Below are 24,434 nucleotides of genomic sequence, written 5' to 3'. Positions count from 1 at the left end.
AATTATGCAAGTCTCTTCAGCAAGGAAGCGGCTTCCTGCTTCTGGTCGTTATTGCCTTCTTCGACAACCTCTTCCAGGATGTCGCGAGCCCCTTCACGGTCGCCCATGTCGATGTAGGCTCTGGCCAGATCCAGTTTAGTGGCGGCTTCGTCGGTGTCGGACAGGAAGTTGAAATCTTCTTCCAGCTCTTCCACGAACTCGTCCTGCATACCTTCTTTGGCTGCGGGTTTCGATTCCGCCGCGACGCTCGGGGCAGGCTCCTGCGGCTGCACGATGGTCTTGTCGCCAAAGTCATCATCCAGATTAAAATCGAGATCCGTATCCAGCTCTGCAGCGACGTCCGCTTTCGGCTCTTCGTCGAAGGACGCGCTCAAATCCGGCAGTTCGTCTTCCAAGTCATCAACCTGTTGCACGAATTCTTCCGCCACATCACTGGATAGCTCAGCGCCGGTGAAGTCTTTGCTTTCTGCAGGCTGTTCGTCGAGTGACAAATCCAGATCGCTGTCATCCAGATCCAGAGAGGGTTCTTCCTCTTCCAGATTCATATCCAGATCAAGGGTTTCGTCCAGCTCATCGCTTTCAGCGGGCGCATCCATATCCAGCAGCTCGTCGCTGAGGTCGCTCTCCAGATCCAGCGTCTCCAGATCATCGTCCAAGCCAACGGTGTCCAGCTCGAAATCTGACTCCAGCTCTTCAGCGTCCGCCAGCTCAAAGCCGTCTTCTTCTAAGGACTCAAGAGAAACATCCGCCGTCTCGAAAGCGTCCTCCAGGGATTCTTCCTCAGCAGGCGCTTTGCTGGAAACGTAATCAATGCCTTTGTCATAACCGGATGAAGTTTTCGATTCTTCAACCTCTTCCTTGTCAGTTTCGCCCAGATCGATTTCGCTCAGGTCAAAGTCGATATCCAGGTTATCTTCGGCTTCTTCGACGGGCTCCAGCTCTTCAGGCTCGCTCAGTGCGGCAGGCTGGCTGGGAATTGTCGCATCCAGGTTCGCGTCCAGATCCAAATCCAATTCGTCTTCATCCACTGTTGAAGAGGCGAAATCATCACCGCCCAGCAGCTGGCTTTCCAGATCGTCCAAGGACAAACCTGGCTCGTCATCCAGGTCGGAGAAACGGGATTTGATTTCATCCGCGCGGTTCACGACGCCAGTGTTGCCAGCTTCGCGCAGATGGTTATAAGTTTCGTTGAAGCGCGCACCTTCTTTGGCTTCGCCCAGCACTTCCAACAACTTCAGGCGATATTCCTGATTGTTGGGATTCTCTTCCAGTGCGGCGTCAAGCACTTGCACTGCCTGATCGAAACGCTGATACGCGATGTACACGTCCGCTTCCGCAATGGGATCATCGCCGCCGACTTTGGTTTCGCCCTCGCCTTCTTCCGCGTCGATATCCAAATCCAGCGCCAAATTATCGTGGTCTGCGATATCCAGAGCGTCGTCATCCGCTTCCGCTTCTTTTTTGCCGCCGCGACGGGCCAGCAACCAGAGAATCAGTAACAACAGGACCGCGCCGCCGCCAATAGCGGCCTGGTAAATCACATTATTCTTGATGATGTCGATCCAGCTTTCCGGCTCAGGCTGTGGCGTCGGCTCGGTAACTGCTGGCGTTGGCGGCTTTTTGTCTACTACGACAGGAGGCTGTTCAGGCTCCGTCGGCGTGACGGGCGCAACAGGCTCTGGCGTCTCCGGCGTATTCATGCCAGTTTGATCTTCTGGAGTCTCCATGCCGGGAGACATTGGCGTCTCTTCTCCCATCGTGGATGGCTCATCACCCAAGCCCATGGAGGGCTCGCTTGGCGTCATGGGCTCTTCCCCTGGAGTCATGCCTTCATCGCCGGGCATAACAGGCTCTTCGGGAAGCGTCGGCGCAGTAGTATCGCCGCCAGTTTCGCCTACTTTCGATTGCATGGCCGCCAATTGGTCATCTTTCAGCGACACCAGACGCTGCATTGTCTCCAACTGACTCTGCAGGTCTTCCATGCGGCTCTTCAAGTCTTCGTTTTCGCGAGAGACCTGATCCAGTTTCTCTTGCGCCAGACTCAGTTCTTCAGCAGTCTTCGAAGTGCCGCCGCGAGAGCCTGTGGAGTCACCCGCTTTTTCAGGCGTCGTAGAGGCATTCTCGCCAGTTTTGGCGACGATAATTCTCAACTTGTCTTCGTCAGTTTGCGACGCGGCGGAGCCAGTCTGATTGCGACCGGTTCCTGACGCATCCACCTGACGGGTAGATGGCGCGCGCCCTTCCGCAAACTCGCGGTTTTGCAGGCTGACCTGACGCACCGCGTCGCGGTTACTGCGCTGCTGGGCCTGCTCTTTGTCAGGAATACGCAATACCTGACCGGATTTCAGCTTGTTGATGTTGCCGTCGAAGAAAGCGTCCGGGTTCAAATCCTGAATCGCCAGCATCATCTGCTGGGGCGACACGCTGCTGTCAGGACGGGTTTTCAGCGCTATCTCCCACAAAGTGTCGTCACCGCCTGTTGGTCCATAAGACCCTGAAGTAGAAGGCGCATCGTAGGTGGACGAGGAGGAAGGAGCGGTAGTTCTGGTAGTGGTCGTTGAAGTGGAAGGACGCGTTGTCGTAGCAGGCGCACTGGCAGTGGTGGTTCTGGCCGGCGCAACCTGCGCAGGCTTCACGCTCTCGCTGCTAAACGTAGGCGGATCGATCAGCAGCGCGTACTCTCGCAACAGTCGTCCACTAGGCCAAGTCACTTCCATCAGGAAATTCAGATAAGGCTCGCGCACCGGCTTGGAGCTGGTGACTCGCACATAAGCCTTGCCGTCTTTGAATAAAACTTTGAAGCGCAAATCCGAAAGGAAATACACCCGGTCCAGGTTGGCGCGCTGGAACGCTTCCCGGGAGGCCAGATTCGTCAAAATTTCGCTCTCGGTGAGATCACGAACGCTGACCAGCTCGATTTCCGCGTTCAGCGGTTGATTGAGCGATGAATAAACTTTTGCTTCGCCTAACCCTAGCGCCTTAGCCACCCCCGATGAAAGCGCGGACATTGTTAATACTGCAATCGCGAGTTTGCGAACCATAGCGTCTTTCCTTTCTATTAATTCTTCACCTCTTCAGGTGGCGCGCCGAGCTTTCCGGCGCCGCCCGAGGTTATCTGACGGCGTCAAATGTCGTTAAAAATCTCAGTTGATTGAGAATGTTTAGAATAAACTTTCAATATTGCTACTAAGTATTAATTAGGTCCTGCATTTTTACAAGAAATTAGGCCTATTCAAAACGGCCAAACGGATGATTTTTAATACAAGCCTGTCTGGTTGATCAATTTACATGCAGATCAACCACTTCCCCAACTCCAGAAGCGGATAATGCGTCATAAGCGCTTGCGTAAAAAAGCCATATCGGCCATCACACACTTAAATTTAGTCCAGAGATGGAAATGAGCAACAAAGGCGGAGGTAGTTATTCGGAAACTGATAACTCCGTCCGAGTCAGGCGGGATTACCGCTCAAGCGAATCGGAATAAGCCTTTCACTTGAGCGGTATTGTAACGACGAATGCAAATTTTTCCAGATTTAACGGCACCGATTGCGTCAAAAAACCGGCGCCGTCGCAAAACCCAGAGGTCAGATATTACCCAGTAAAATCGCCAGCGTGCGGCGTAACGGCTCGGCTGCGCCCCATAACAACTGGTCGCCGACAGTGAATGCGCCCAGATACTCTGGCCCCATGCTCAGCTTGCGCAACCGGCCAACCGGAATATCCAGACCGCCATTCACTCGCGCCGGCGTCAGCTCGCGCATGGAGATGTCGCGGTCGTTGGGAATCACTTTCGCCCAGTCGTTGGACGTGGCCAGCATCTGCTCGATTTCCGGCAGAGGAACATCCTTGCGCAGTTTGATCGTCATCGCCTGGCTATGGCAGCGCATGGCGCCGATACGTACGCAGAGGCCATCGATAGGAATCGGCGCCCCTTCTCTGCCCAGAATTTTGTTGGCTTCCGCCTGCGCCTTCCACTCTTCTTTGCTCTGGCCGGAAGGCATGGGCTTGTCGATCCAGGGAATCAGGCTGCCGGCCAACGGCACGCCAAACTGATCCACAGGGAATTCGCCGCCGCGCATTCTTTCCGCTACCAGACGATCGATTTCCAGAATGGAGCTGGCGGGGTCGGCCAGTTCAGTAGAAACGCTGTCGTAAACGGAGCCCATCTGCTTGATCAGTTCGCGCATGTTCTGCGCGCCAGCGCCAGAGGCCGCCTGATAGGTCATCGGGCTGACCCACTCAACCAGATCCTGCTCAAACAGACCGCCCAGGGCCAGCAACATCAGGCTGACGGTGCAATTGCCGCCGATGAAGTCTTTGCGTCCTTGATCGATAGCGCGGTCAATAACTTTACGGTTAACCGGGTCCAGCACGATGACCGCATCGTCTTTCATACGCAATGCGGAAGCGGCGTCGATCCAGTAGCCATTCCAGCCAGCGGCGCGCAATTGCGGATACACGTCATTGGTGTAATCCCCGCCCTGGCAGGAAATAATAATGTCCATTTCACTCAGGTCTTGAATGGAGGTAGCGTCTTTCAACGCTGGCGCGGGTTTGCCAAAGTCAGGCGCCGCCTGACCAACCTGGGATGTGGTGAAGAATATCGGATCGATGTGCGCGAAATCGTTCTCTTCTTGCATGCGCTGCATCAAAACGGAGCCTACCATGCCCCGCCATCCTACCAGACCCACTTTCTTCATTTGCTTCAAGACCTCTATGCGTTCAATGAATGATGCTGACGGACTGGGAAAGCCCCGAGAATTGGCGACTCCCCCTGATTCAGATGTATGAGTGCGACTTGGCGGGTCAGCGATCCGCCAGGACCCTCGCCACGGCTTCGCCCATTGCCTGAGTTGAAACGGACTCTCCGCTGGAGCCGGCGATGTCGCGGGTTCTTAACCCCTGGTCCAGCACGTCGCTGACCGCTTGCTCAATCGCCGCCGCCGCGTCTTCCGCAGCGAGAGAATAGCGTAGCATCATAGCTGCTGAAAGAATAGTCGCCAGGGGGTTGGCCATGTTCTGTCCCGCGATATCCGGAGCCGAGCCGTGACAAGGCTCGTACATGCCCTTGCCCGCCGAATTAAGCGACGCGGATGGCAGCATGCCGATGGAGCCAGTCAGCATGGCGGCTTCGTCAGACAGGATGTCTCCGAACATGTTGCCGGTGACGATCACGTCAAACTGCTTCGGCGCGCGCACCAGCTGCATAGCCGCGTTGTCCACGTACATATGGCTCAATTCCACATCCGGATATTCCTTCGCCAGCTCGTCCATCACTTCGCGCCAAAGCACGGTGACTTCCAGTACGTTGGCCTTGTCCACGGAACACAGACGCTTATTGCGCTTCTGCGCCGCTTCAAACGCCACGCGGCCGATACGGCGAATCTCACTCTCGCTGTAAACGTAGGTGTTGTAGCCTTCGCGCTCACCGTTTTCCAGCGTGCGAACGCCACGGGGCTTACCGAAATAGATGCCGCCGGTCAGCTCGCGCACGATCAGAATATCCAGACCAGCGACCACTTCTGGACGCAGTGAGGAGGCTTCCGCCAACTGCGGATACAGAATGGCCGGACGCAGGTTGGCGAACAGCTCCAGTCCGCTGCGCAGACCAAGCAATCCTTTCTCTGGACGAATCGCCATGTCCAGTTTGTCCCATTTGGGTCCGCCCACTGCGCCCAGCAGAATCGCATCAGCCGCCTTTGCAGCGGCCAGCGTCTCTTCCGGCAAAGGAACGCCGGTAGCGTCAATGGCCGCGCCCCCCACTAGACCTTCAGTGAAAGTCAGGCCCAGGGAAAACTTGTTGTTCACCACATCCAATACATTGCGCGCCTGAGCCACAATCTCTGGCCCAATGCCATCGCCAGGTAAAATCAGTACTTGTTTCGCCATGTTCAATCTCTGGAGTTTGTATTAATGTCTTTTCGCAAATATGGACCAGTCGTCGACTAGGACTGCACGCCTAAAAACATCCAAGGCGCCTCGGCCTTGCGGCGTGTTTCATACGCAGCAATCGCTTCTCTGTCTTCCAGAGTGACGCCGATTTCGTCCAGCCCTTTCAATAAACAGTGCTGCCTGAACTCATCCACTTCGAATGACAATTCAGTCCCGTCTGGCTTGATAACTTTCTTGCGCTCCAAATCCACGGTCAGCTGATAGCCTTCCTCAGCGAAAGTTTCCTCAAACAGCTTATCCACTTCTTTTTCATCTAAAACAATAGGCAACAAGCCATTTTTAAAACAGTTGTTGAAGAAGATATCCGCAAAGCTGGGCGCAATCACCGCGCGGAATCCGTAGTCGTCCAACGCCCAAGGGGCATGCTCGCGACTGGACCCGCAGCCGAAGTTACGTCGGGCCAGCATGATGCTCGCGCCCTTGTAACGGGGTTGGTTCAACACGAAGTCCGGGTTGATCGGACGCTTGCTGCAATCCGCATCAGGCTGCCCTTCATCCAGATAACGCAACTCATCAAACAGATTCGGACCGAAGCCGGAACGTTTAATGGATTTCAAAAACTGCTTCGGAATGATCATATCGGTGTCGACATTGGCGCGATCAATGGGCGCCACCACACCTGTGACCTGAGTAAATTTCTTCATGGGGCGCTCCTTAAATCAGCTCTCTGACATCAACAAAATGACCGAACACCGCCGCAGCGGCGGCCATAGCGGGACTGACCAAGTGGGTCCGACCGCCGAAGCCCTGACGGCCTTCGAAATTACGGTTGGAGGTGGACGCACAGTGCTCGCCCTGCCCCAACTTATCCGCATTCATGGCCAGACACATGGAGCATCCTGGTTCGCGCCATTCGAGACCCGCTTCGATAAATATTTTATCCAGGCCTTCCTGCTCCGCCTGCTCTTTCACCAGTCCAGAGCCTGGCACCACTAACGCCTGTTTGACATTGGCGGCGACCTTGCGGCCTTTGACGACTGCTGCGGCTTCGCGCAGGTCTTCAATTCGCGAGTTGGTGCAAGAGCCGATAAAGACGCGATCCAGTTTGATGTCGGTAATCGCGGCGCCAGCTTGCAAGCCCATATATTTCAAAGCGCGGCTGATGCCTTCTTTGGCGGTGGCGTCTTCCGCTTTTTCCGGATCGGGAACGCTGCTGTTGACGCCAGCGACCATTTCCGGAGAGGTGCCCCAAGTTACTTGCGGCTCAATGTCAGCGCCGTTCAATTCAACGACTTTATCGAATACGGCGTCGGAGTCGCTTTTCAAGTCGCGCCATGCTGCGACGGCCTTATCCCACAAATCTCCTTTAGGGCTGTAAGGGCGACCTTTCACATATTCGATGGTCTTGTCGTCCACCGCCACCAGTCCGGCGCGCGCGCCCGCTTCAATGGCCATGTTGCAGATGGTCATACGTCCTTCCATCGACAGGCTTTCTATCGCCTCGCCGGCAAACTCCATCGCGTATCCGGTGCCGCCGGCCGTGCCGATTACACCGATAATCGCCAAAATCACGTCTTTTGCGGTGACGCCGCGAGACAACTGACCATTTACTTTGATCAGCAGGTTTTTCATTTTCTTTTGCACCAGACACTGGGTAGCCAGCACATGCTCCACTTCCGAGGTGCCGATGCCATGGGCCAATGCGGCGAAAGCGCCGTGGGTCGAGGTGTGAGAATCGCCGCAGACGATAGTCATTCCTGGCAGGGTCGCGCCCTGCTCCGGCCCAATGACGTGCACGATGCCCTGACGCTTATCCAGCATCTTGAACTCAACGATGCCGAACTCTTCGCAGTTTTCGTCCAGCGTCTGCACCTGGATACGAGAGATGGGGTCTTCGATGCCCTGTACGCCGGCGCTGCGTTCCGTGGTGGGCACGTTGTGATCCGGCGTCGCCAGGTTAGCGTCCACGCGCCAGGGTTTTCTACCCGCCAGACGTAATCCTTCAAACGCCTGGGGCGAGGTAACTTCGTGCAGTAATTGACGATCGATATAGATAAGCGCGCTGCCGTCGTCGCGCTGTTTCACTACATGGGAATCCCATAATTTGTCGTAGAGGGTTTTGCCCGCCATGATAGTTACCTCAGAGTATTCATCGCTTTTTGAATTTGTTATCCGGACTTTGTTGCGTCTTGATCCGCGTCCGGGTCGCCACTTCCACGCTCATCCGTTGATAACGACGTCATGGGGCGACATGTATCGGCAATGCTAGTATTCAGGTTAGAATAAATCCAATTCATATTTTTCATATTTTCCATAACCAAACGGAATAGCATGGATTTACTCGATCTGAAGACCTTCATGGCTATCGCAGATACGGGCTCATTCTCACAAGCCGCGGAATTGCTGCATGTCACTCAGCCTGCGGTATCAAAGCGCCTGGCCAATCTGGAGCAGCATTTCGCCACGCCATTGATTGAGCGTCTGCCACGCAAGGCGGTATTGACCGACGCTGGAAAGTTGTTACGCCAACGCGCCGCGACGATACTGCGTGAAGTCGACAACACGCAGGCGGAAATCCTCAATCTTCACAGCAGCGTCGCCGGGGTGTTGCACCTCGCCACCAGCCATCATATCGGACTGCACAGATTGCCAAAGGAAATCAGACGCTTTTCCCGCGCCCACCCGGAAGCGGAATTCGATCTGCAGTTTTTAGCCTCGGAGGACGCCGAGCAGGCATTATTGGCGGGATCGGTGCAATTGGCGCTGGTCACGCTTCCTGAGCAGGTAAAAGCGCCCTTCACCGCCCATGAACTTTGGCTGGACCGCCTGGTTTTCGTGGCGGAGCCGGATCACCCTCTCACTCACAACACTGACTTACAACTGTCCGATCTGGCAGAGTATCGCGCACTGCTGCCAGCGCCGCACACCGTAACGTTTCAGTTGATTTCATCGCTGTTCGCCGGACAGTCTTTGCCGCTGGCGACCTCCATGCCTACTAATTATCTGGAGACGATAAAGATGATGGTGTCGGTGGGACTGGGCTGGGGCGTACTGCCGGACTCCATGCTCGACGACAGCGTCGCCGAGCTGGCGCTGGAGACGAATCTCTATCGCAAGCTCGGCGTCATTTACGACTCCCGACGCACCCTGAGCAGGGTCGCGGAAGCTTTTCTTCGACAGCTCCAGGGTGAAGCGCCGCCAGCGCCTTAATGCCCGATTACATCGGCGATGCGCTGCTTCACGTAAGTGCCCGGGGCGTCTTCGATCACGGCCAGTTCGCGGTCTCCTGGAACCCGGGCCGCTACTTTTTCTCCGGTGAAAGGCTGCATCCATTCGCTCCAATGGGGCCACCAGGAGCCTTTGTGTTTTTCCGCCATGGCGAACCAGTCATCCGGGTCGTCGGGTAGCTGGTCTCCAGTCCAAAAACCATACTTCTCCGCACTTGGGGGATTCACCACGCCAGCGATATGCCCGGAACCGGACAATACGAATTGCGTGGGACCGGAGTGCACGCGTGCGCCGCCATAGGTGGTCTTCCACTTGGCGATATGGTCCTGAATGGTGGAGAGGAAAAAGGCCGGCGTTTTGATCTTGCGCAGGTCAATGGGGGTATTCATCAGGGAAATTCCGCCCGGCTCCATCAACTTGTTCTCCAGGTACATATTGCGCAGATAGTAGCTGTGCATGGCCGCCGGCAAGTTCGTGCTGTCTGAGTTCCAGTAGAGCAAGTCAAATGCCGCCGGTTTTTCCCCTTTCAGATAGTTATTGACGAAGAAAGACCAGAACAGATCGTTCTCCCGCAGCATGTTGAAGCTGAAGGCCATGGCGCGACCGTCATAATAGCCGGCTTTATCCAGTTGCTTTTCTATGCCGCTGATCGCGTGCTTATTGATGAACACGCCAATGCCACCTGGATCAGTGAAGTCCAGCAGCGTCGTCAGATAAGTCGCCGACTTGATGCGCTTGGTCTGCTTCTTCGCCGCCAGATACGCCAAGGTACAGCCGAGCAAGGTGCCGCCGACGCAATAACCAATGGCGTTCATCTCCTTCTCGCCAGTGGCTTTCTCCACCGCATCCATGGCGGCCAGCGCGCCTTCCACCATATAGCTCTCAAACGTCTTGTCCCGCAGAGCCGGGCCCGGATTGACCCAGGACACCACGAATACAGTGTGCCCCTGATCCACAATCCATTTAATCAACGAGTTTTTCTCTTTGAGATCCAGAATGTAGTACTTGTTAATCCAGGGCGGAATAATCAGCAGCGGCGTCTTATACACCTGCTCTGTGGTGGGCGCGTACTGAATCAGCTGCATCAGGTCATTCTGATAGACCACCTTGCCCGGCGTGGTGGCGACGTTGCGCCCCACTTCAAAGGCGGAAAAGTCCGTCATGGAGATATTGAGCAGATTGGGATTCTTCTTGTAGTCCTCCCAAAAGTTCTTCATGCCCTCCAATAAATTACCGCCGCCGCTGGATAGCGTCTTCCGCAGCACTTCGGGATTGGTAAGAAAGAAGTTGGTCGGCGCCAGCGCATTGACCAGCTGCCGGGTGTAGAACATGAATTGATCGTGTGTGTGATTGCCGGAATCCTCCAGCGTATCCACCAGATCCAACACCGCCTTGGAGTTCAACAAATAGGCTTGTTTGAGGTAATCGAAAAGAACGTTATCGTTCCACTCTGGATCGCTAAAACGGCGGTCGCCATCTTCCGGTATGGCGATCGGGTCCGGCTTTTTGCCAAGAAGACGTTTCAGGCTGCCGCCCAGCAGGGACACATGCCCTTTCGCCAATTCAAATTCCTTGCCGGCGAGACGCACCGGATGCAGCGCCAGTTGCTCGGCGATGTCCCTGTAGGAGCCGAGCATATCCATCAGAGCCGACACTTGGGCGTCATTGACGTCCCAGTTCTTATTTAAAAAATCCTGCAGAGAGTTTCTGTAATTTTCCGAGGAAGTATTAACCGCGTGAAAAACCCTGCGCAGCGCTCTACCGGCCACGCTTCCCTTGTCGTCGCTCATTATTTCCATTTCCCCCTGGCCAAAATGACTTAAGGAGTCGGCCGGAATCCAACTACTCCGGGCGCGGAACCGGCCAGACTCATGAAAAAACGCCTGCGGGACAGGCGTTTATCTTGGAAAGTCTATGATTCGCTGTCAGGCGCCGGTTTTACCGGCTGGTTTATCAGCGCCGTTGCGTGAGGTGGCGAGAATTTTTTCAACTTCGTCTTTGAACTCAATGCCCATGTCGCCCAGCACTTTCATGTCTTCAACCCACTTCTTGCTGATTTCGCTGGCGAGCTCCGCCTGGCCGGCGGCGAAGTTTTTCAGAGACTCCACATCCTTGATGTCTGCGATATCCTTCCATTGTTTCATGGTCAAGTCTGCGTAGGACTTGGCCGCATCCATCTGGAACTCAGCTACTCTTTCCAGGTTGGACACAACCAGAGAGCCGATTTTCCCAACCGGTTCATACATGTGTTTTGCTTGGTCAGCAAAGTTCCCGAAGTATGATTGCATAGTAATCACCCAAATATTCCTGATTGGTTTGAACGTAACTACCCTGTCCCGGCGACAACAAACTCCCTGCTGGGCAGAAGTATTTTATTGCCATATCTGAAACTTCACAGCAAAAAATTGCGCTCTATTCCAGGGCGACTGCTTACAGCCGTTAGCCCAGTGTAGAGCGGCGACCTGTCAGCGCCGTTGATGCAAGTCAAAGCTCACGGCTAATCGCGAGCCCGTTTCAACGCCATTCCGTCAGGCTGATAAAAATAGTAGAAACTTCCTCCCGCCCCCTGCAATACGACTATCCGCCAGCCATCAGCGCATCGGAGATAATTGGCGGCGGCCTTGGCGTCACTTCAGAGGAAGGCCAGCCCAGGCTGCGCAACGCAGCGGAAGGTCAGTCCCATAACGAACCAAGATTACGGCGTTTAAGTATCAAAATTATTGCAGAGAGAAGACAAACGCCTGCGGCGGCGAGAAAGGTAAAGGTAGCGCCCAGGGGATCATAAATCGCGCCACTGACATTGGCGCCAATCGCCCCGCCAACGCCAAAGCTGACCGCACTGTACATCGCCTGTCCCTGCCCCGCATATTCTTTAGGGAAAGCGCGATGGACAAACTCAATCGCAGCGGCGTGCAAACCGCCAAAACTGGCTGCGTGCAGCGCCTGAGTCAACACCAGCACCCACCAGTGCTCCGCCAGCAGCGCCACCCCCGACCAGCGTAGCGCCGTCAGCAACAGGCAGCTGACTACGATGACATACAGCGAATAGCGGCCCAGCAGGCGATGCATCGCGGAAAACAACAGTATTTCCGCCACCACGCCCACGCTCCAGAACAGACCGATCATGGTCATGTCGTAGCCCAGCGATTTCAGATAAATACTGAAGAAGGTGTAAAACGGGCCGAAAGAAATCTGCCCAAGGCAGGCGATAAAGAAAAACAACAGAATCGAGCGATTCTTCAACAGCCCCAGAAAGCCGGTAAACCCCGCTGACTCCACCTTGCCGGTATCGCCGCGAATAATACAGGCGCTAAGGAAAATACCCACTAAAAGCGCCAGCAATAGCCAAGGCAACAACGCCACCGAATACAGGTTGAACAGAGCGCCGAAGCTGGTGACGGAGACGACAAAGCCAATGGAGCCCCAAAGACGCACAGAGCTGTAACGCGCCCTCTCGTCGCCCAGGTTATGCAGTGTGACCACCTCAAACTGCGGCAGCACCGCATTCCAGAAACAACTAAACAAAGTCATCAGCAGCGCATGCCACCAGAAGCCCTGAATGATCAGCAACCCAGCGAAAAAGAAGGTGGCGCAGGCGCTGCCCATACGGATCATTAAAAGCCGTTTGCCAGTGGCGTCCGCAATCCAGCCCCACAGGTTCGGCGCCAGGATACGGGTCAGCATGAGGATGGACATGAGCTGCCCGACCTCCAGCGCATCGAAACCGACATGCTCTAGATAAACCGGGAAGTAAGGCGAGATGCCGCCCACCAGGGCGAAATAGAAAAAGTAGAAGCCCGCGAGCTTCCATATGGGCTCTCTGGTCACGAGATATCCGTTTGTCAGGTTACAACTGATGACAAGACGCAGACTCTGCAATGAGAAGCCGCGCCAATACTTTCAACCTTAGGCGTCATCCTTTTATCAAGGCTGACCGGGGCGCACAGGCCCCGACATTCCGGAAGCAATTGAGCGCTGAGGCGTTAGCGGCTCCTGACTTCCCTGCAGGAACAATCGCCTCATGCGCCTTGCCTGTATCTGGATATCGACGACAACGCGTCGCTTAGTCTTGCGCCTTCGTCCGCGCAATGGCGGCGATATCAGGCGTGTCCACTTTAACGTCCGCGTTCTGTCCACGATGACGCAGCAAGTGATCCATCAACACCATGGCCATCATGGCTTCCGCAATCGGCGTGGCGCGAATGCCCACACAGGGATCGTGACGCCCGGTGGTGATCACCTCTACAGGATCGCCATTCACATCGATGGACTGGCCCGGCAGACGCAGACTGGAAGTCGGCTTGAGCGCCATGTGAGCGATTACGTCCTGGCCGCTGGAGATGCCGCCTAACACGCCGCCTGCGTTGTTGCTCAGGAAGCCTTCCGGCGTCATCTCATCACGATGCTCCGTGCCTTTCTGCTCGACCACGTCAAACCCGGCCCCTATCTCGACGCCCTTAACCGCGTTGATACTCATCAGAGCATGCGCCAGATCCGCATCCAGACGATCAAAAATCGGCTCTCCCAAACCGGGAGGAACGCCTTCGGCGACCACGGTGATTTTAGCGCCGATGGAGTCGCCTTCTTTGCGCAAGGCGTCCATGTACTTTTCCATTTCCGGAATCTTATCCGCATCTGGACAAAAGAAAGGGTTGTCGTTGACGATAGACCAGTCCACTTTCTCGACTTTGATCGGTCCCAGCTGAGACAGATATCCGCGAATGCGAACGCCATAGACAGTCTGCAAGAACTTCTTGGCGATCGCCCCGGCGGCCACCCGCATGGCGGTCTCGCGAGCGGAGCTGCGGCCGCCGCCGCGATAGTCGCGCACGCCATACTTGTGCCAGTAGGCGTAATCCGCATGCGCCGGACGGAACTGGTCTTTGATGTTGGAATAGTCTTTGGATTTCTGGTCGGTATTTTCGATTAACAGACCAATCGGCGTACCGGTGGTTTTACCCTCGAATACGCCCGACAGAATCCGCACCTGATCCGGCTCTCTGCGCTGCGTCGTGTGGCGGGAGGTTCCCGGCTTGCGGCGATCCAGGTCAACCTGCAGATCTTCTTCCGTCAGCGGCAATCCTGGAGGGCAACCATCAACGATGCAGCCCAGAGCCAGGCCGTGACTTTCGCCGAAGGTCGTGACCGTGAATAACTTGCCAAATGTATTTCCAGACATAGGGGTATATCACTTTTTGCAATTTGAAACTTAATCGACGGCCGTCGCCTATAACAGTTCGCGACAGCCGAGCAAATCGTCTTTAGTCATGACGAAAACGCCGTCTCCGCCATTCTCGAATTCAGGGAAGATGAACATGATCTCCGGGTAGGAGTTCTGCAGCGCTTCCATACTGTTGCCGACTTCACACACCATGAACCCGCCATCGCTTAAGAAGTCTGCGGCACGAGCGAGAATAATCCGCGCAGCGTCCAGACCATCCGCCCCGGAAGCCAGCCCCAGCTCGGGCTCATGCAGATATTCCGGCGGCAGGCTGTCCATATCCGGCTTGTCGACATATGGAGGGTTGGTGAGGATCACATCGAATTCGCCATGCAGCGCGTCGAACATGTCCGACTCCACTACTTTACAGCGATCCCCCAGGTGATGCCGCGCCACGTTTTTACGCGCCACTTCTAAAGCCAGCGGGGAGATGTCCGCCAGTACGACTTCCGCTTCAGGGAATACGTGCGCCGCCGCGATGCCAATACAGCCGCTGCCGCAGCACAAATCCAGAATACGTAGCGGCGGTTGTTCAAGCCAGGGTTGCAGATCATTTTCCAGCAGCTCCGCAATGGGAGAGCGAGGAATCAGGACGTCCTGAGTGATATGAAACGGTAATCCCATGAACCAGGCTTCGCCCAGAATATATGGCGTGGGAATACGCTGCAGCACGCGCTTGCCGATGGCTTCGGCCAAGGCCAGCTTTTCGTGATCCACAAGACGAGCGTCCAGCATGCTGGCGTCCACGTCCCAGGGAAGGTGCAACGAACCTAACACCAGATGCACCGCCTCGTCCCAGGCGTTGTCCGTGCCATGGCCAAAAAACAGTTCTTCCTGATTAAAACGGGACCAGGCATAACGAATAAAATCACGAATTGTCTGCAACTGCAGAAAAGACTCTGGTTCGAACACAGCACACCTCAGAAAAAATGGAGCCCTATTATAGCGACGCTTGGCGGCCGCGCCTAACCGGATTCAACGCCATTCCCCTCTAACTTGCCTTCTTTGGCGAGTTTGTCCAGGGTGCGCTCGGCGATTTCCCGGCCCAGTTGAATTAATTCCGGAGCTTTATGGTACTCAAAGGTACGACATACGCCCTTGGGAATATTGATCAGAATATCCGGCGGATATCCCGCCAGTTTGTATTGCGTCAACGAACTCTGCATCGCCTCGAAAGACAAGTTCATAATGTCGAACTTGCCCAGGCTGAGTCGCGTTTCCATAGCGCCGTCCGTCGACGCTTCATCTTCAGCACTCACCGCCTCCGCGCCGCCAGCGCTGTTCGGCGTGGGCTCGCCTATCGCTGGCGCGCCAGGGGGTGAAGCTGCCGCATCGGAAAGCGCCTCTTCTTCCCGATCAAAGAACTGCGAGGCTTTTTCCCACACGCCCGCAACCCATTCCTCAAATCGGCGATCCTGTTTGATCTCCGTTTTTTCATAGAGTTTTTTCTCAGCCTGATAATCGTAATAACTGAGATTGACCGCAATAATATAGTCGGCGTGAGCGGAGATGGTGGGAATGATCGGCAAGGGGTTCAAAAGACCACCGTCTACCAGGACGCGGTCCTTAATGATTTCAGGAGTCAGCAGGCTGGGAATAGCGACTGAAGCCCTGATGGCCTGATGCAACGGCCCTTCCTGAAACCACACCTCTTTTTGATGCAGCAGATCTGTAGCTACGGCAGTGTAAGCGATGGGCAAATCTTCTATACGAATGTCGCCAATCAACTCCCGCACCACGGAAAAGACTTTCTCTCCCCGAATGGCGCCAGGGGAAGACAGGGAAATATCCAGCAGGCGCAGTACGTCAAACTGATCCAGCCCGGTAGCCCAGTCTTTGAACTCTCTCAGCTTGCCCGCCGCATAGATGCCGCCAACCAACGCCCCCATTGAGCACCCGGAGAGCGCAACAATGTTATAGCCGCGTTCCAGCAGTACCTCAATCACGCCAACATGCGCATATCCGCGCGCGCCACCGCTACCCAACACCAACGCAACTGTTTTCGCCGCCATAGCCGATCATTCGCTCCAAGTCTTGGTTATGCGCTCAGGGGACCGCATCAACCGTATGTATCTCCAGATAACTGGCGCTCTCCGCAAAATCCTCTTCATCCGCAAAAGGCCCTATCACAATGAGGCGAATTGAGCCGGAGGGAATCGCCTGCTGCGTTAAATACACGCGAAACCTGCGAGCAAGGTCGGCGGCGTGCTCATAATTTTCAACGTCCGTGCGCTTTGATGAGTGACTATAAGAGGCGATAAATATTTGGAAGTCTGCAGGATTCGCCCTCACTTTGCTCAGCCAGACGCCCAGCTTGCCATTCAAAGAACTCGGTCGCTCCAGATCAGCTTCGTCAATGGTGATCTGCTCCCGCTTGCGCGCTTGCATAGCGACTTCAGCGTTGTTCAGCTCAACCAGCTCCACATGCGCAAACACTCGCTGGTTGGCGCGGCGCACCGTATAAATCGCCACCGCATAAGCTGCGTCCTGCGCCTGAAAGGTGGCGGCAAGGTACTGCTGATAATCATCCAGTCCATACAGATAAGAACGCTTGAAAATCACGTTCGCCCAATCATTGCTGCGCCCACAATCGCGGCCTTCGCAGCGATACAAAATGTTCGCATTCAGTCGCTGCAGCGCTTTGAGATAATGCTGCATCACCTCCCTGGGTTCATGCACCTGGGGAATCTCATATGACTTCTGCGTCAGTTGACCGCTAACCCGCTCCTCTTTTTCTGGTCTCGCGACGCTGCCGAGAGACGCTAACGGGCCTGTCGCCAAGCGATACTCTGGCGCATTCACCGCACGATCGCCAACCACGTCCGCCAGCGGAAACAGAGGCAACAAATCCTCCACGCGACTTCCTGCGACCGCGATCGCCATCTGGCTAAACGCCGCCCAAAGGACCCACAACAAGCGCAAACTGTCTTTTTTCTTCATTATTTATCCGTATCGTATGCGTCCAGGATCAACCCAAAAAATCATCGATGATTTGCGCAAGACCGTCGACATCTCCATCCATATGCAAGTGGTGACCGCCACGAAGAGTTTCTTTTCTCGCCGCCGCCAAGGCCTCAATCCTCGCATTTTTCTCAGAATCGAGCGAAATAAACCCCTTATCCCCCGCCACCAGCAAAGTTGGCGTCAAAATGGAGCGCAGATAAGCGTTCACCTGCTCTTCACTGAAACGTAAGTATGAGGGCCAACGCAAGCGCGCATCCGTACGCCATACCCAGCCGTCCCTCACCGGCTGAATGTTACGCTCCACCAGAATGCGGGAGGCTTCCGCCGACAGCCCGCCAAAGCCGCGTTGCCGGTCTTCCACTAATTTCTCAATGGTATAATAGACCTTTTTCTGACCTGATTTGGTGCGGGTTTTGGCCAAGGCTTTACTTAGATTAGCGGGAACTTCATTGGGAGTCGCAGCAACCGGCCCCAAGGCCTCGATCAGTATCAAACGGGCAATACGATCCTGGGCCGCCGCCGCATATAACGAGCTGATCACCGCTCCTAATGAATGCCCTAACAAAATAGGACGATTCCATCCGAGAGCGATAAGCGCCTGATCCACCTCATGGAGATAATCCAGCAAATGGTAGCTGGACCCGAGTGGTCGATGCTGGCTGTAGCCGTGACCAGGCAGATCCACAGCGACGACCTCGTAGCCAGCAGCGGCTAAACGAGGCGCCAGAAAGGAAAATGACGCGGCGTTATCCAGCCACCCATGCAGCGCCAGAATTTTATTCGGCTGCCCTTCCCCCCAACGTAATGCCGCCAGTTTAATATGGGGAAGTTGCAGGGTCAGTTCATCCATGGCGTACTTCAGCTACCCTCAGCGCTTTGTCGCGTTTTGAATAAGCGATGAAAGTTGTCGGTGGTCGCTTGCGCCGTCTTATCCAAAGACAACCCCTTCAAATCCGCCACACATTGAGCAACTTCCACCACCCACTGGGGCTGATTGCTTTTGCCTCGATAAGGAACAGGCGCCAGATAAGGAGAGTCGGTTTCCACCAGCAAGCGCTCTATCGGCGTCTGCTTGACCACCTCTCGCAGCTCTTCCGCATTGCGGAAGGTGATAATGCCGGAAAACGAAATATAGAAATCCAGATCTAACGCGGCTCTCGCCATATCCCAACTTTCGGTGAAGCAATGCAAAACCCCCTGCAGTCCTTTAGCTGAGTATTTTCTCAACAGGTGAAGCGTATCTTCCCGCGCCTCCCGAGTATGCACGATGACCGGCTTGCCGATATCGCACGCCACACTCAATTGCTTTTCAAACATTTCCTGTTGGTTGGCTTTGCTGTTCTGATCGTAGTAGTAATCCAGCCCGCACTCGCCAACAGCTACCACCTTATCGCCGGACATCGCCAGCTGCGTAAGGTGATCAGTGCTCAAATCCGCCGCGTTCATTTTGGCTAATGGGTGAACGCCCGCAGAACACCAGACATCGTCGTAAGCCTGGGCGATACGGTAGACGTCATTGAAGTTATCCAGATCGATATCAACACAGAGGAAACCGGAGACACCACGCGCTCGCGCCTGGTTCAAAGCGACGGTCAAATCGCCGTCGGCCTGGGACAGATCAATACGATCCAAATGACAATGGGAATCTATCAACATCTTTAAGTGTGGTCTGTAGAAAAAGGAATTGGCTCAGAGCATGAGGCCGAATCAGCCGGCCTCCGGCATAAACTGAACGGCGCGCAATCACATAGTATGCGTCGGGCGGTCGGAGTTCAACGCTCCGGCAAGATAGGTCTCGATCTTGTTCTTCGCTGTCTCATCATCGCTGTTAAACTGCACGCCAATACCGGCTGCACGGTTTCCCTGGGCGCCCTTGGGCGTCACCCAGACCACTTTACCCGCCACCGGAATTTTTTCCGGCTCATCCATCAGATTCAACAACAGAAAGACTTCATCGCCTAATTGATAGTTCTTTGAGGTAGGAATAAACAGACCGCCATTACGAACAAAAGGCATGTAAGCAGCATAAAGCACTGCTTTGTCTTTTATGGTTAACGTCAATATGCCACTGCGAGCACCAAATTTTGGAGGCATAGTATTCTATTCCCTTGATTTTCGTTCTAAGACAAGCATATACCAATTTTATCAAACTCGCGCAGAGTTTAGCGCAATAGCTATCAAATGCCTCGGGTTATTTGTATAATGTTATGTTATAACCTTTCCAGAAACTCTCAAGGCGTAACGCCGTATCATTCAAAAGTCATGCAGTTAATCATTCGTTCGCTATCGCAATTTTTCCAGGCGCTGTTATTGCTCTGCCTTTTCACCATGCCCGTTCAAGCGGGAGAAAAAATCAAAGTACTCACGTCAATCAAGCCATTGAGCCTGATCGTCAATGAAGCATTCGGCGACGCCGTGCAAGTGGACTATTTGCTCCCACCAATGGCCAGTCCCCACATGTATCAGCTCAAACCCAGCGATGCGCGACGGCTGCAGGCGGCGGACGTGTTTCTATGGGTGGGGCCGGAGCTGGAGCGATTTCTTCCGAAAATCCTGGAGAAATACATACAGCTGGAGAAAGTGGACGCCCTCAGTTATCTGGAGAGCAGCCAGGATACGCTACTGCTGGCGTTTAATCAGTCAAAACACAGCGACTCCCATGATCACAGCCACGATGGAGCGCACGACCCTCATGTCTGGCTGAGCGCGAATGTAGCTGGCGCCATCGCCTTGGATTTGGCGGAAGCGCTCTCCCGGATAGACCCCATCGGCGCCGATTACCAGGCGTTGGCTAGAAAATATCAAACACAGATGCGGGAGCTGGCTGACGCTTCGCAAATGGCTGCGCAGCAGCTTAATAACAGGAACCTGCTTACCTATCACAATGGGTTTAATTATTTCGCCAATGAGTTAAGTCTGAATGTCGTGGATGTCGTGGCGCTGCAACCTGAAACCTCTCCTGGCGCCCGCCATCTCTCGGATATCAAGGCCAAAGCTATCTCTTTGCAAGCCTGCATCGTGGTCGAGCCACAGTATCGAGCCTCAGCCATAGACCGCTTTTTTACAATCCCCAACCTGGCGATCACTGAAATAGATCCCATGGGAAGCGAATACACAACGTATTCAGACTACTATCGGGGAATGGTGAAGAGAGTGCAGGAATGCCTGGGCAGCCACTGAGCTGCGACTATTGAGTAGATAGTAAAAAAGCGCACCCTCTGGTGCGCTTCAGTCTTGGCTTACGATCGTCCGTACGTATCTTCAAAGCGCACAATGTCATCTTCACCGAGATAACTTCCTGTCTGCACTTCAATGAGCTCAAGCGGAATCACCCCTGGATTCTCCAAGCGATGCACAACGCCTAACGGAATATAGGTAGATTGATCTTCACTCAATAGCATGACTTCATCGCCGCGGGTGACGCTTGCGGTTCCCTTCACTACCACCCAGTGCTCTGCGCGATGATGATGCTTTTGCAGGGAAAGCGTGCCGCCAGGATTCACTACAATGCGTTTCACCTGGAAGCGATCGGATATCGCGATGCCCTCGTAAGTCCCCCAGGGACGGTGCACCTTCTTGTGGAAGCGGTGCTCAGCGCGGTTCTGCTGCTTGACCTGCGCCACCAGCTTCTTAACATCCTGCACACGCTCTTTGTCAGCTACCAGCACCACGTCATCCGTTTCAACAATAACGTGATTCTTCAGACCAATCGCTGCGATCAGGCGACCTTCGGAATGGATATAAGAGCCTTCCACGTCTTCCGTGATTACATCGCCGCGACACACATTGCCGGATGCGTCTTTATCTTGAATCTCCCACAGCGTCGACCAGGAGCCCACATCGCTCCATCCCGCATCTAGAGGAATCACTACTGCGTCGGACGTCTTTTCCATCACAGCATAGTCAATGGAGTCATCCGGGCAATCAGAGAAAGCCTGCTTATCCACGCGCACGAAGTCCAAATCAGAGGACTTGCCAGCATAAGCTTTAGCACAAGCCTCGTAGATGTCCGCCCGGAACTTTTTCAGCTCTTCCAAGTAACGATCCGCACGGAACATGAACATGCCGCTGTTCCAGAAATAGTTTCCAGAATCCACGTAACTCTTGGCCGTATACAGATCCGGCTTCTCAACAAACTGCTCCACCGGAGCCCAGTCTTTGTCGCCAACATCCGCTTTGATATACCCGTAACCCGTATGCGGGGAATCCGGTACGATACCAAAGGTCACCAACTTCCCTTGCGCAGCCGCCTGCTCACCAGTGCGTACTGCATCAGCGAATGCTTGCACATTGCGAATAACATGATCCGCTGGCAACACCAACAATACCGCCTGCGCATCCGACGCCAAAGCATCCAACGCAGCCAATGCGATAGCCGGCGCAGTGTTGCGAGCGCAAGGTTCTAAAAGGATATTTTTCTTTGTTGACGGACACTGCACCTGCAATGTAGCCGCCACCAGGAAGCGATGATCTTCGTTGGAGACCACGCTTAAATGAGCGTCACTATCAACCGCCGCCACTCGGGCGATTGTCTCAGCCAACAGACTGCCATCAGCCGCCAAACTTAAAAACTGCTTAGGATAGGTTTCTCTGGATAATGGCCAAAGGCGCGTGCCTGAGCCGCCACAGAGAATGATCGCAGTAAGCATTGCTACTCCCCAAAATTGATAAGGTCAGATCCACTTTAGGCCGTGCTTATGGAAAAATTTAGCAGCAGATACGATAAACATCCTAACGTGCTTCCATCCTTTACGCCCTGCGCCTCCCCCATAATGCTGAATTTTCATTTCCGGCAAATAAACCACTTTACCAACTTTCCCCATCCTCAGCGATAGATCAAAGTCCTCAAAGTATAAAAAAAAGCGCTCGTCAAAACCGCCAACTTTCTTCAAAGCTGAAGTTTGACATAACATAAAGCAGCCGCTGACTATCTCGGGAGAAAAACTGACTCCAGAGTCAGTCTCGTGTCTGTATTCATACTCTGATAGTGCGCGACTAAAACGAGCGTTTAACCACGGCGACTTAATAAACCGAAGAAAAAGGACCAGGAAGGATGGGTAGCGCTTGCATAGGTACTGTATGGGCCCACCAAAAAAATCATACGAAGCTGGAGCCACCAGCGACAGACTTGAGTCGCCCGTCAATTGCTTCAAGCCTCTAGACAGCGCGCCCGAAGCCAGAACAACATCAGGGTTTAGTATAAGATGATATTCTGACTTAATCTTATCTAGAACAATATTATTTCCCTGAGCGTATCCAACATTGCCATGCCCGGAAACAAGCTCCAAAGGAAAAGAACATTTGCTCCCCAAGCTCTGCAAAAAAGATTCTAGCTCCAGAGCATCGCTTTCGGAATTATTCACGACAAAAACTCTGGCGCTAACCCCAAGTAGGCGAATAGACTCCGACAAAGAAATAAGACACTTACCAAGCAATTCATAGTCTGGGTTATATACCACACATGACACAGAAAGGTTGCAAGCATCGCCCTCGGTATTGACACTCCTCATGCGCTTAAAAGCCCTTAACTAATCGCCGCTCAACAACTTAACATATACAAATCTACAGCATACTCAACCACAAGTCCCTCCTGCTTTGAGTACAACAGCAGACATAACTCCTTGCTCAGCAAGCATCGAAACATTAAAAGGGAGGTTAATTAGCGACTGATCAGTGGCTATCTCATCAAGCTTGACACTACATCGGCAATGCATAAGCGACATGAGTATTTCCAGTCAGGCATGCGCACCTGAAAAGCTTCTTCAAATTTTGAGGCGTCCAGTTTGGAGTATGCAGGCCTCTTTGCATCAGTCTTATAAAAGTCAGTGGTTACTTCACTAATTTCATTAACGATCACTCGACCTGCATCATCTCCGAGCTGAGACCTGAACTCTTCAATAAGGTAGCTGGCAAAGCCATGCCACGAGGTCTCCCCCGAAGATGCAAGATTGTAAATACCGGACTTAAATCCGCCATCTTTCATCGCATTAATGGATCTATATGTCGACAACAAAGTCATTTGCGCCAAATCTCGCGCCCAAGTAGGGGCCCCTTTCTGGTCAGACACCACGCTTAAAGACTCTCTGGATTGCGCCAAGTTAAGCATGGTGAGCAGAAAGTTTTTACCCCGCGAGGCATATACCCAGCTGGTCCGGAATATTAGGTAGTCCCCCCCGATTTGCTCGATTAGCTTCTCACCTGAAAGCTTACTCGCACCATAGGAATTTATAGGACAAACTAAGTCAATCTCGGTATATGGCGACCCTTTCTCGCCATTAAAAACATAGTCTGTTGAGTAATGAACAAATAGCGCTCCAAGATTCTTAGCTTCTTCAGCCAGAGTAGCCACCGACTCAGAGTTAACACGCATCGCCCCCGAGACATCCGTTTCAGCCTTATCTACAGCTGTATAGGCAGCGGCGTTTACAATCATGTCAGGCTTAATATCCCTTACCACCGCCCTCAGTGAGCCTGGGTCATTCAAGTCGCATTGACGCCTATCCAGTGCGTGAACCCTTCCAAGCATCGACAAACTTCTGGCCAACTCCCAACCTAACTGGCCAGTTGCGCCGGTCACCATAATTTCCATTAGCTAACCTCGAGGTCACGCAGAGTTGGCAATACCAAGTCCTTTTGCGACAAATTTGGACTATCTATTGGCCAAACTACGCCAATATCTGGATCATTCCAGATTAAACCACCCTCATCAGAAGGGTCGTAATAGTCGGTACACTTGTATTGAAAGTCCGCTGTCTCACTCAAAACACAGAAGCCATGCGCAAACCCAGGAGGCACATAGAACTGAAGATGGTTTTCTCCAGAAAGAATAACACCTTCCCATTGGCCATAGGTGGGCGACCCCTTACGCAGATCTACCGCCACATCGAAGACCTCCCCTTGAGTCACCCTAACCAATTTACCTTGAGGCTTCGATTTTTGAAAATGCAAACCTCGTAATACTCCCCGCCCAGAGCGAGAGTGATTGTCTTGTACAAACGCCAAATCAATACCCGCTTCGTCGCGATATCTAGAGGCCTGATAAGTCTCCATAAAAAAGCCACGATGATCGCCAAATACCTTGGGCTCAATAATTACAACGCCACTCAACTTCGTTTGTATAACTTTCATA

Annotated in this window: 21 protein-coding genes; 2 read left to right on the top strand and 19 right to left on the bottom strand. The window is 53.7% G+C overall.

The genetic code is table 11. From position 1 onward, the window contains the following. Nucleotides 1-2: 2 nt before the first annotated feature. The 5 genes from ACQYWX_RS11480 to leuC form a co-directional block, all read right to left on the bottom strand. Nucleotides 3-3,041: a FimV/HubP family polar landmark protein gene (locus tag ACQYWX_RS11480; RefSeq protein WP_431688862.1), complete on the bottom strand. Its 3,039-nt coding sequence runs from the start codon at nucleotides 3,039-3,041 to the stop codon at nucleotides 3-5. Between the two features lie 543 nt (nucleotides 3,042-3,584). After that, nucleotides 3,585-4,700: an aspartate-semialdehyde dehydrogenase gene (asd, locus tag ACQYWX_RS11475; RefSeq protein WP_431688861.1), complete on the bottom strand. Its 1,116-nt coding sequence runs from the start codon at nucleotides 4,698-4,700 to the stop codon at nucleotides 3,585-3,587. Nucleotides 4,701-4,806: 106 nt separating this feature from the next. Further along, nucleotides 4,807-5,889 carry a 3-isopropylmalate dehydrogenase gene (leuB, locus tag ACQYWX_RS11470; protein WP_431688860.1) on the bottom strand — a complete coding sequence of 361 codons (1,083 nt, stop codon included), beginning with the start codon at nucleotides 5,887-5,889 and terminating at the stop codon, nucleotides 4,807-4,809. A 56-nt stretch (nucleotides 5,890-5,945) separates the two neighbouring features. Further along, nucleotides 5,946-6,596, bottom strand: a complete 651-nt coding sequence (gene leuD / locus ACQYWX_RS11465; protein ID WP_431688859.1) for a 3-isopropylmalate dehydratase small subunit — start codon at nucleotides 6,594-6,596, stop codon at nucleotides 5,946-5,948. Nucleotides 6,597-6,606: 10 nt separating this feature from the next. After that, nucleotides 6,607-8,022 carry a 3-isopropylmalate dehydratase large subunit gene (gene leuC, locus ACQYWX_RS11460; protein ID WP_431688858.1) on the bottom strand — a complete coding sequence of 472 codons (1,416 nt, stop codon included), beginning with the start codon at nucleotides 8,020-8,022 and terminating at the stop codon, nucleotides 6,607-6,609. A gap of 201 nt (nucleotides 8,023-8,223) precedes the next feature. Here leuC and ACQYWX_RS11455 point away from each other — a divergent pair, with 201 nt between their 5' ends. Next, nucleotides 8,224-9,102, top strand: a complete 879-nt coding sequence (locus ACQYWX_RS11455; RefSeq protein WP_431688857.1) for a LysR family transcriptional regulator — start codon at nucleotides 8,224-8,226, stop codon at nucleotides 9,100-9,102. On the opposite strand, the gene phaC is transcribed toward ACQYWX_RS11455, so the two are convergent. From phaC to ACQYWX_RS11405, 10 genes are all read right to left on the bottom strand, one after another. Continuing rightward, entirely contained in the window at nucleotides 9,099-10,910 is a 1,812-nt protein-coding gene (gene phaC / locus ACQYWX_RS11450; RefSeq protein ID WP_431688856.1) for a class I poly(R)-hydroxyalkanoic acid synthase, read from the bottom strand. The genes ACQYWX_RS11455 and phaC overlap by 4 nt on opposite strands. A gap of 135 nt (nucleotides 10,911-11,045) precedes the next feature. Next, entirely contained in the window at nucleotides 11,046-11,366 is a 321-nt protein-coding gene (locus tag ACQYWX_RS11445; RefSeq protein ID WP_164887241.1) for a phasin family protein, read from the bottom strand. A gap of 427 nt (nucleotides 11,367-11,793) precedes the next feature. Further along, a complete protein-coding gene (locus ACQYWX_RS11440) occupies nucleotides 11,794-12,948 on the bottom strand; it encodes an MFS transporter (protein ID WP_431688855.1) in 1,155 nt (384 codons plus the stop codon). A gap of 235 nt (nucleotides 12,949-13,183) precedes the next feature. Next, on the bottom strand, nucleotides 13,184-14,299 hold the full coding sequence (gene aroC, locus ACQYWX_RS11435; RefSeq protein WP_431688854.1) for a chorismate synthase: 1,116 nt from the start codon (nucleotides 14,297-14,299) through the stop codon (nucleotides 13,184-13,186). A 48-nt stretch (nucleotides 14,300-14,347) separates the two neighbouring features. Further along, nucleotides 14,348-15,253 carry a 50S ribosomal protein L3 N(5)-glutamine methyltransferase gene (gene prmB / locus ACQYWX_RS11430; RefSeq protein ID WP_216735799.1) on the bottom strand — a complete coding sequence of 302 codons (906 nt, stop codon included), beginning with the start codon at nucleotides 15,251-15,253 and terminating at the stop codon, nucleotides 14,348-14,350. A gap of 53 nt (nucleotides 15,254-15,306) precedes the next feature. Next, a complete protein-coding gene (locus ACQYWX_RS11425) occupies nucleotides 15,307-16,353 on the bottom strand; it encodes a patatin-like phospholipase family protein (RefSeq protein WP_431688853.1) in 1,047 nt (348 codons plus the stop codon). A 34-nt stretch (nucleotides 16,354-16,387) separates the two neighbouring features. Continuing rightward, the gene (locus tag ACQYWX_RS11420) at nucleotides 16,388-17,281 is read right to left on the bottom strand and encodes a DUF4892 domain-containing protein (RefSeq protein WP_216735797.1); all 894 of its coding nucleotides are present in this window, start codon (nucleotides 17,279-17,281) and stop codon (nucleotides 16,388-16,390) included. 28 nt (nucleotides 17,282-17,309) lie between these two features. Then, on the bottom strand, nucleotides 17,310-18,155 hold the full coding sequence (locus ACQYWX_RS11415; RefSeq protein WP_216735796.1) for an alpha/beta hydrolase: 846 nt from the start codon (nucleotides 18,153-18,155) through the stop codon (nucleotides 17,310-17,312). A gap of 8 nt (nucleotides 18,156-18,163) precedes the next feature. After that, nucleotides 18,164-18,961 carry a TatD family hydrolase gene (locus ACQYWX_RS11410; protein ID WP_431688852.1) on the bottom strand — a complete coding sequence of 266 codons (798 nt, stop codon included), beginning with the start codon at nucleotides 18,959-18,961 and terminating at the stop codon, nucleotides 18,164-18,166. A gap of 87 nt (nucleotides 18,962-19,048) precedes the next feature. Continuing rightward, nucleotides 19,049-19,399 carry a PilZ domain-containing protein gene (locus ACQYWX_RS11405; protein WP_011396293.1) on the bottom strand — a complete coding sequence of 117 codons (351 nt, stop codon included), beginning with the start codon at nucleotides 19,397-19,399 and terminating at the stop codon, nucleotides 19,049-19,051. Nucleotides 19,400-19,567: 168 nt separating this feature from the next. Between ACQYWX_RS11405 and ACQYWX_RS11400 the strand changes: the two genes are divergently transcribed. Then, on the top strand, nucleotides 19,568-20,485 hold the full coding sequence (locus ACQYWX_RS11400; RefSeq protein ID WP_431688851.1) for a metal ABC transporter solute-binding protein, Zn/Mn family: 918 nt from the start codon (nucleotides 19,568-19,570) through the stop codon (nucleotides 20,483-20,485). A gap of 59 nt (nucleotides 20,486-20,544) precedes the next feature. Here ACQYWX_RS11400 and ACQYWX_RS11395 read toward each other — a convergent pair whose 3' ends face one another. From ACQYWX_RS11395 to rfbC, 4 genes are all read right to left on the bottom strand, one after another. After that, entirely contained in the window at nucleotides 20,545-21,954 is a 1,410-nt protein-coding gene (locus ACQYWX_RS11395; protein ID WP_431688850.1) for a mannose-1-phosphate guanylyltransferase/mannose-6-phosphate isomerase, read from the bottom strand. Nucleotides 21,955-21,978: 24 nt separating this feature from the next. Then, nucleotides 21,979-22,668, bottom strand: a complete 690-nt coding sequence (locus ACQYWX_RS11390; RefSeq protein ID WP_431688849.1) for a glycosyltransferase family 2 protein — start codon at nucleotides 22,666-22,668, stop codon at nucleotides 21,979-21,981. Between the two features lie 314 nt (nucleotides 22,669-22,982). After that, nucleotides 22,983-23,894, bottom strand: a complete 912-nt coding sequence (gene rfbD / locus ACQYWX_RS11385) for a dTDP-4-dehydrorhamnose reductase (protein ID WP_216735791.1) — start codon at nucleotides 23,892-23,894, stop codon at nucleotides 22,983-22,985. Then, nucleotides 23,894-24,433 carry a dTDP-4-dehydrorhamnose 3,5-epimerase gene (rfbC, locus tag ACQYWX_RS11380; RefSeq protein ID WP_216735790.1) on the bottom strand — a complete coding sequence of 180 codons (540 nt, stop codon included), beginning with the start codon at nucleotides 24,431-24,433 and terminating at the stop codon, nucleotides 23,894-23,896. The genes rfbD and rfbC overlap by 1 nt, the downstream gene beginning before the upstream one ends. Nucleotide 24,434 lies beyond the last annotated feature (1 nt).

Source organism: Hahella sp. NBU794, from assembly GCF_050749805.1.
GTDB lineage: Bacteria > Pseudomonadota > Gammaproteobacteria > Pseudomonadales > Oleiphilaceae > Hahella.
This window is presented reverse-complemented; position numbering and strand designations above follow the sequence as displayed.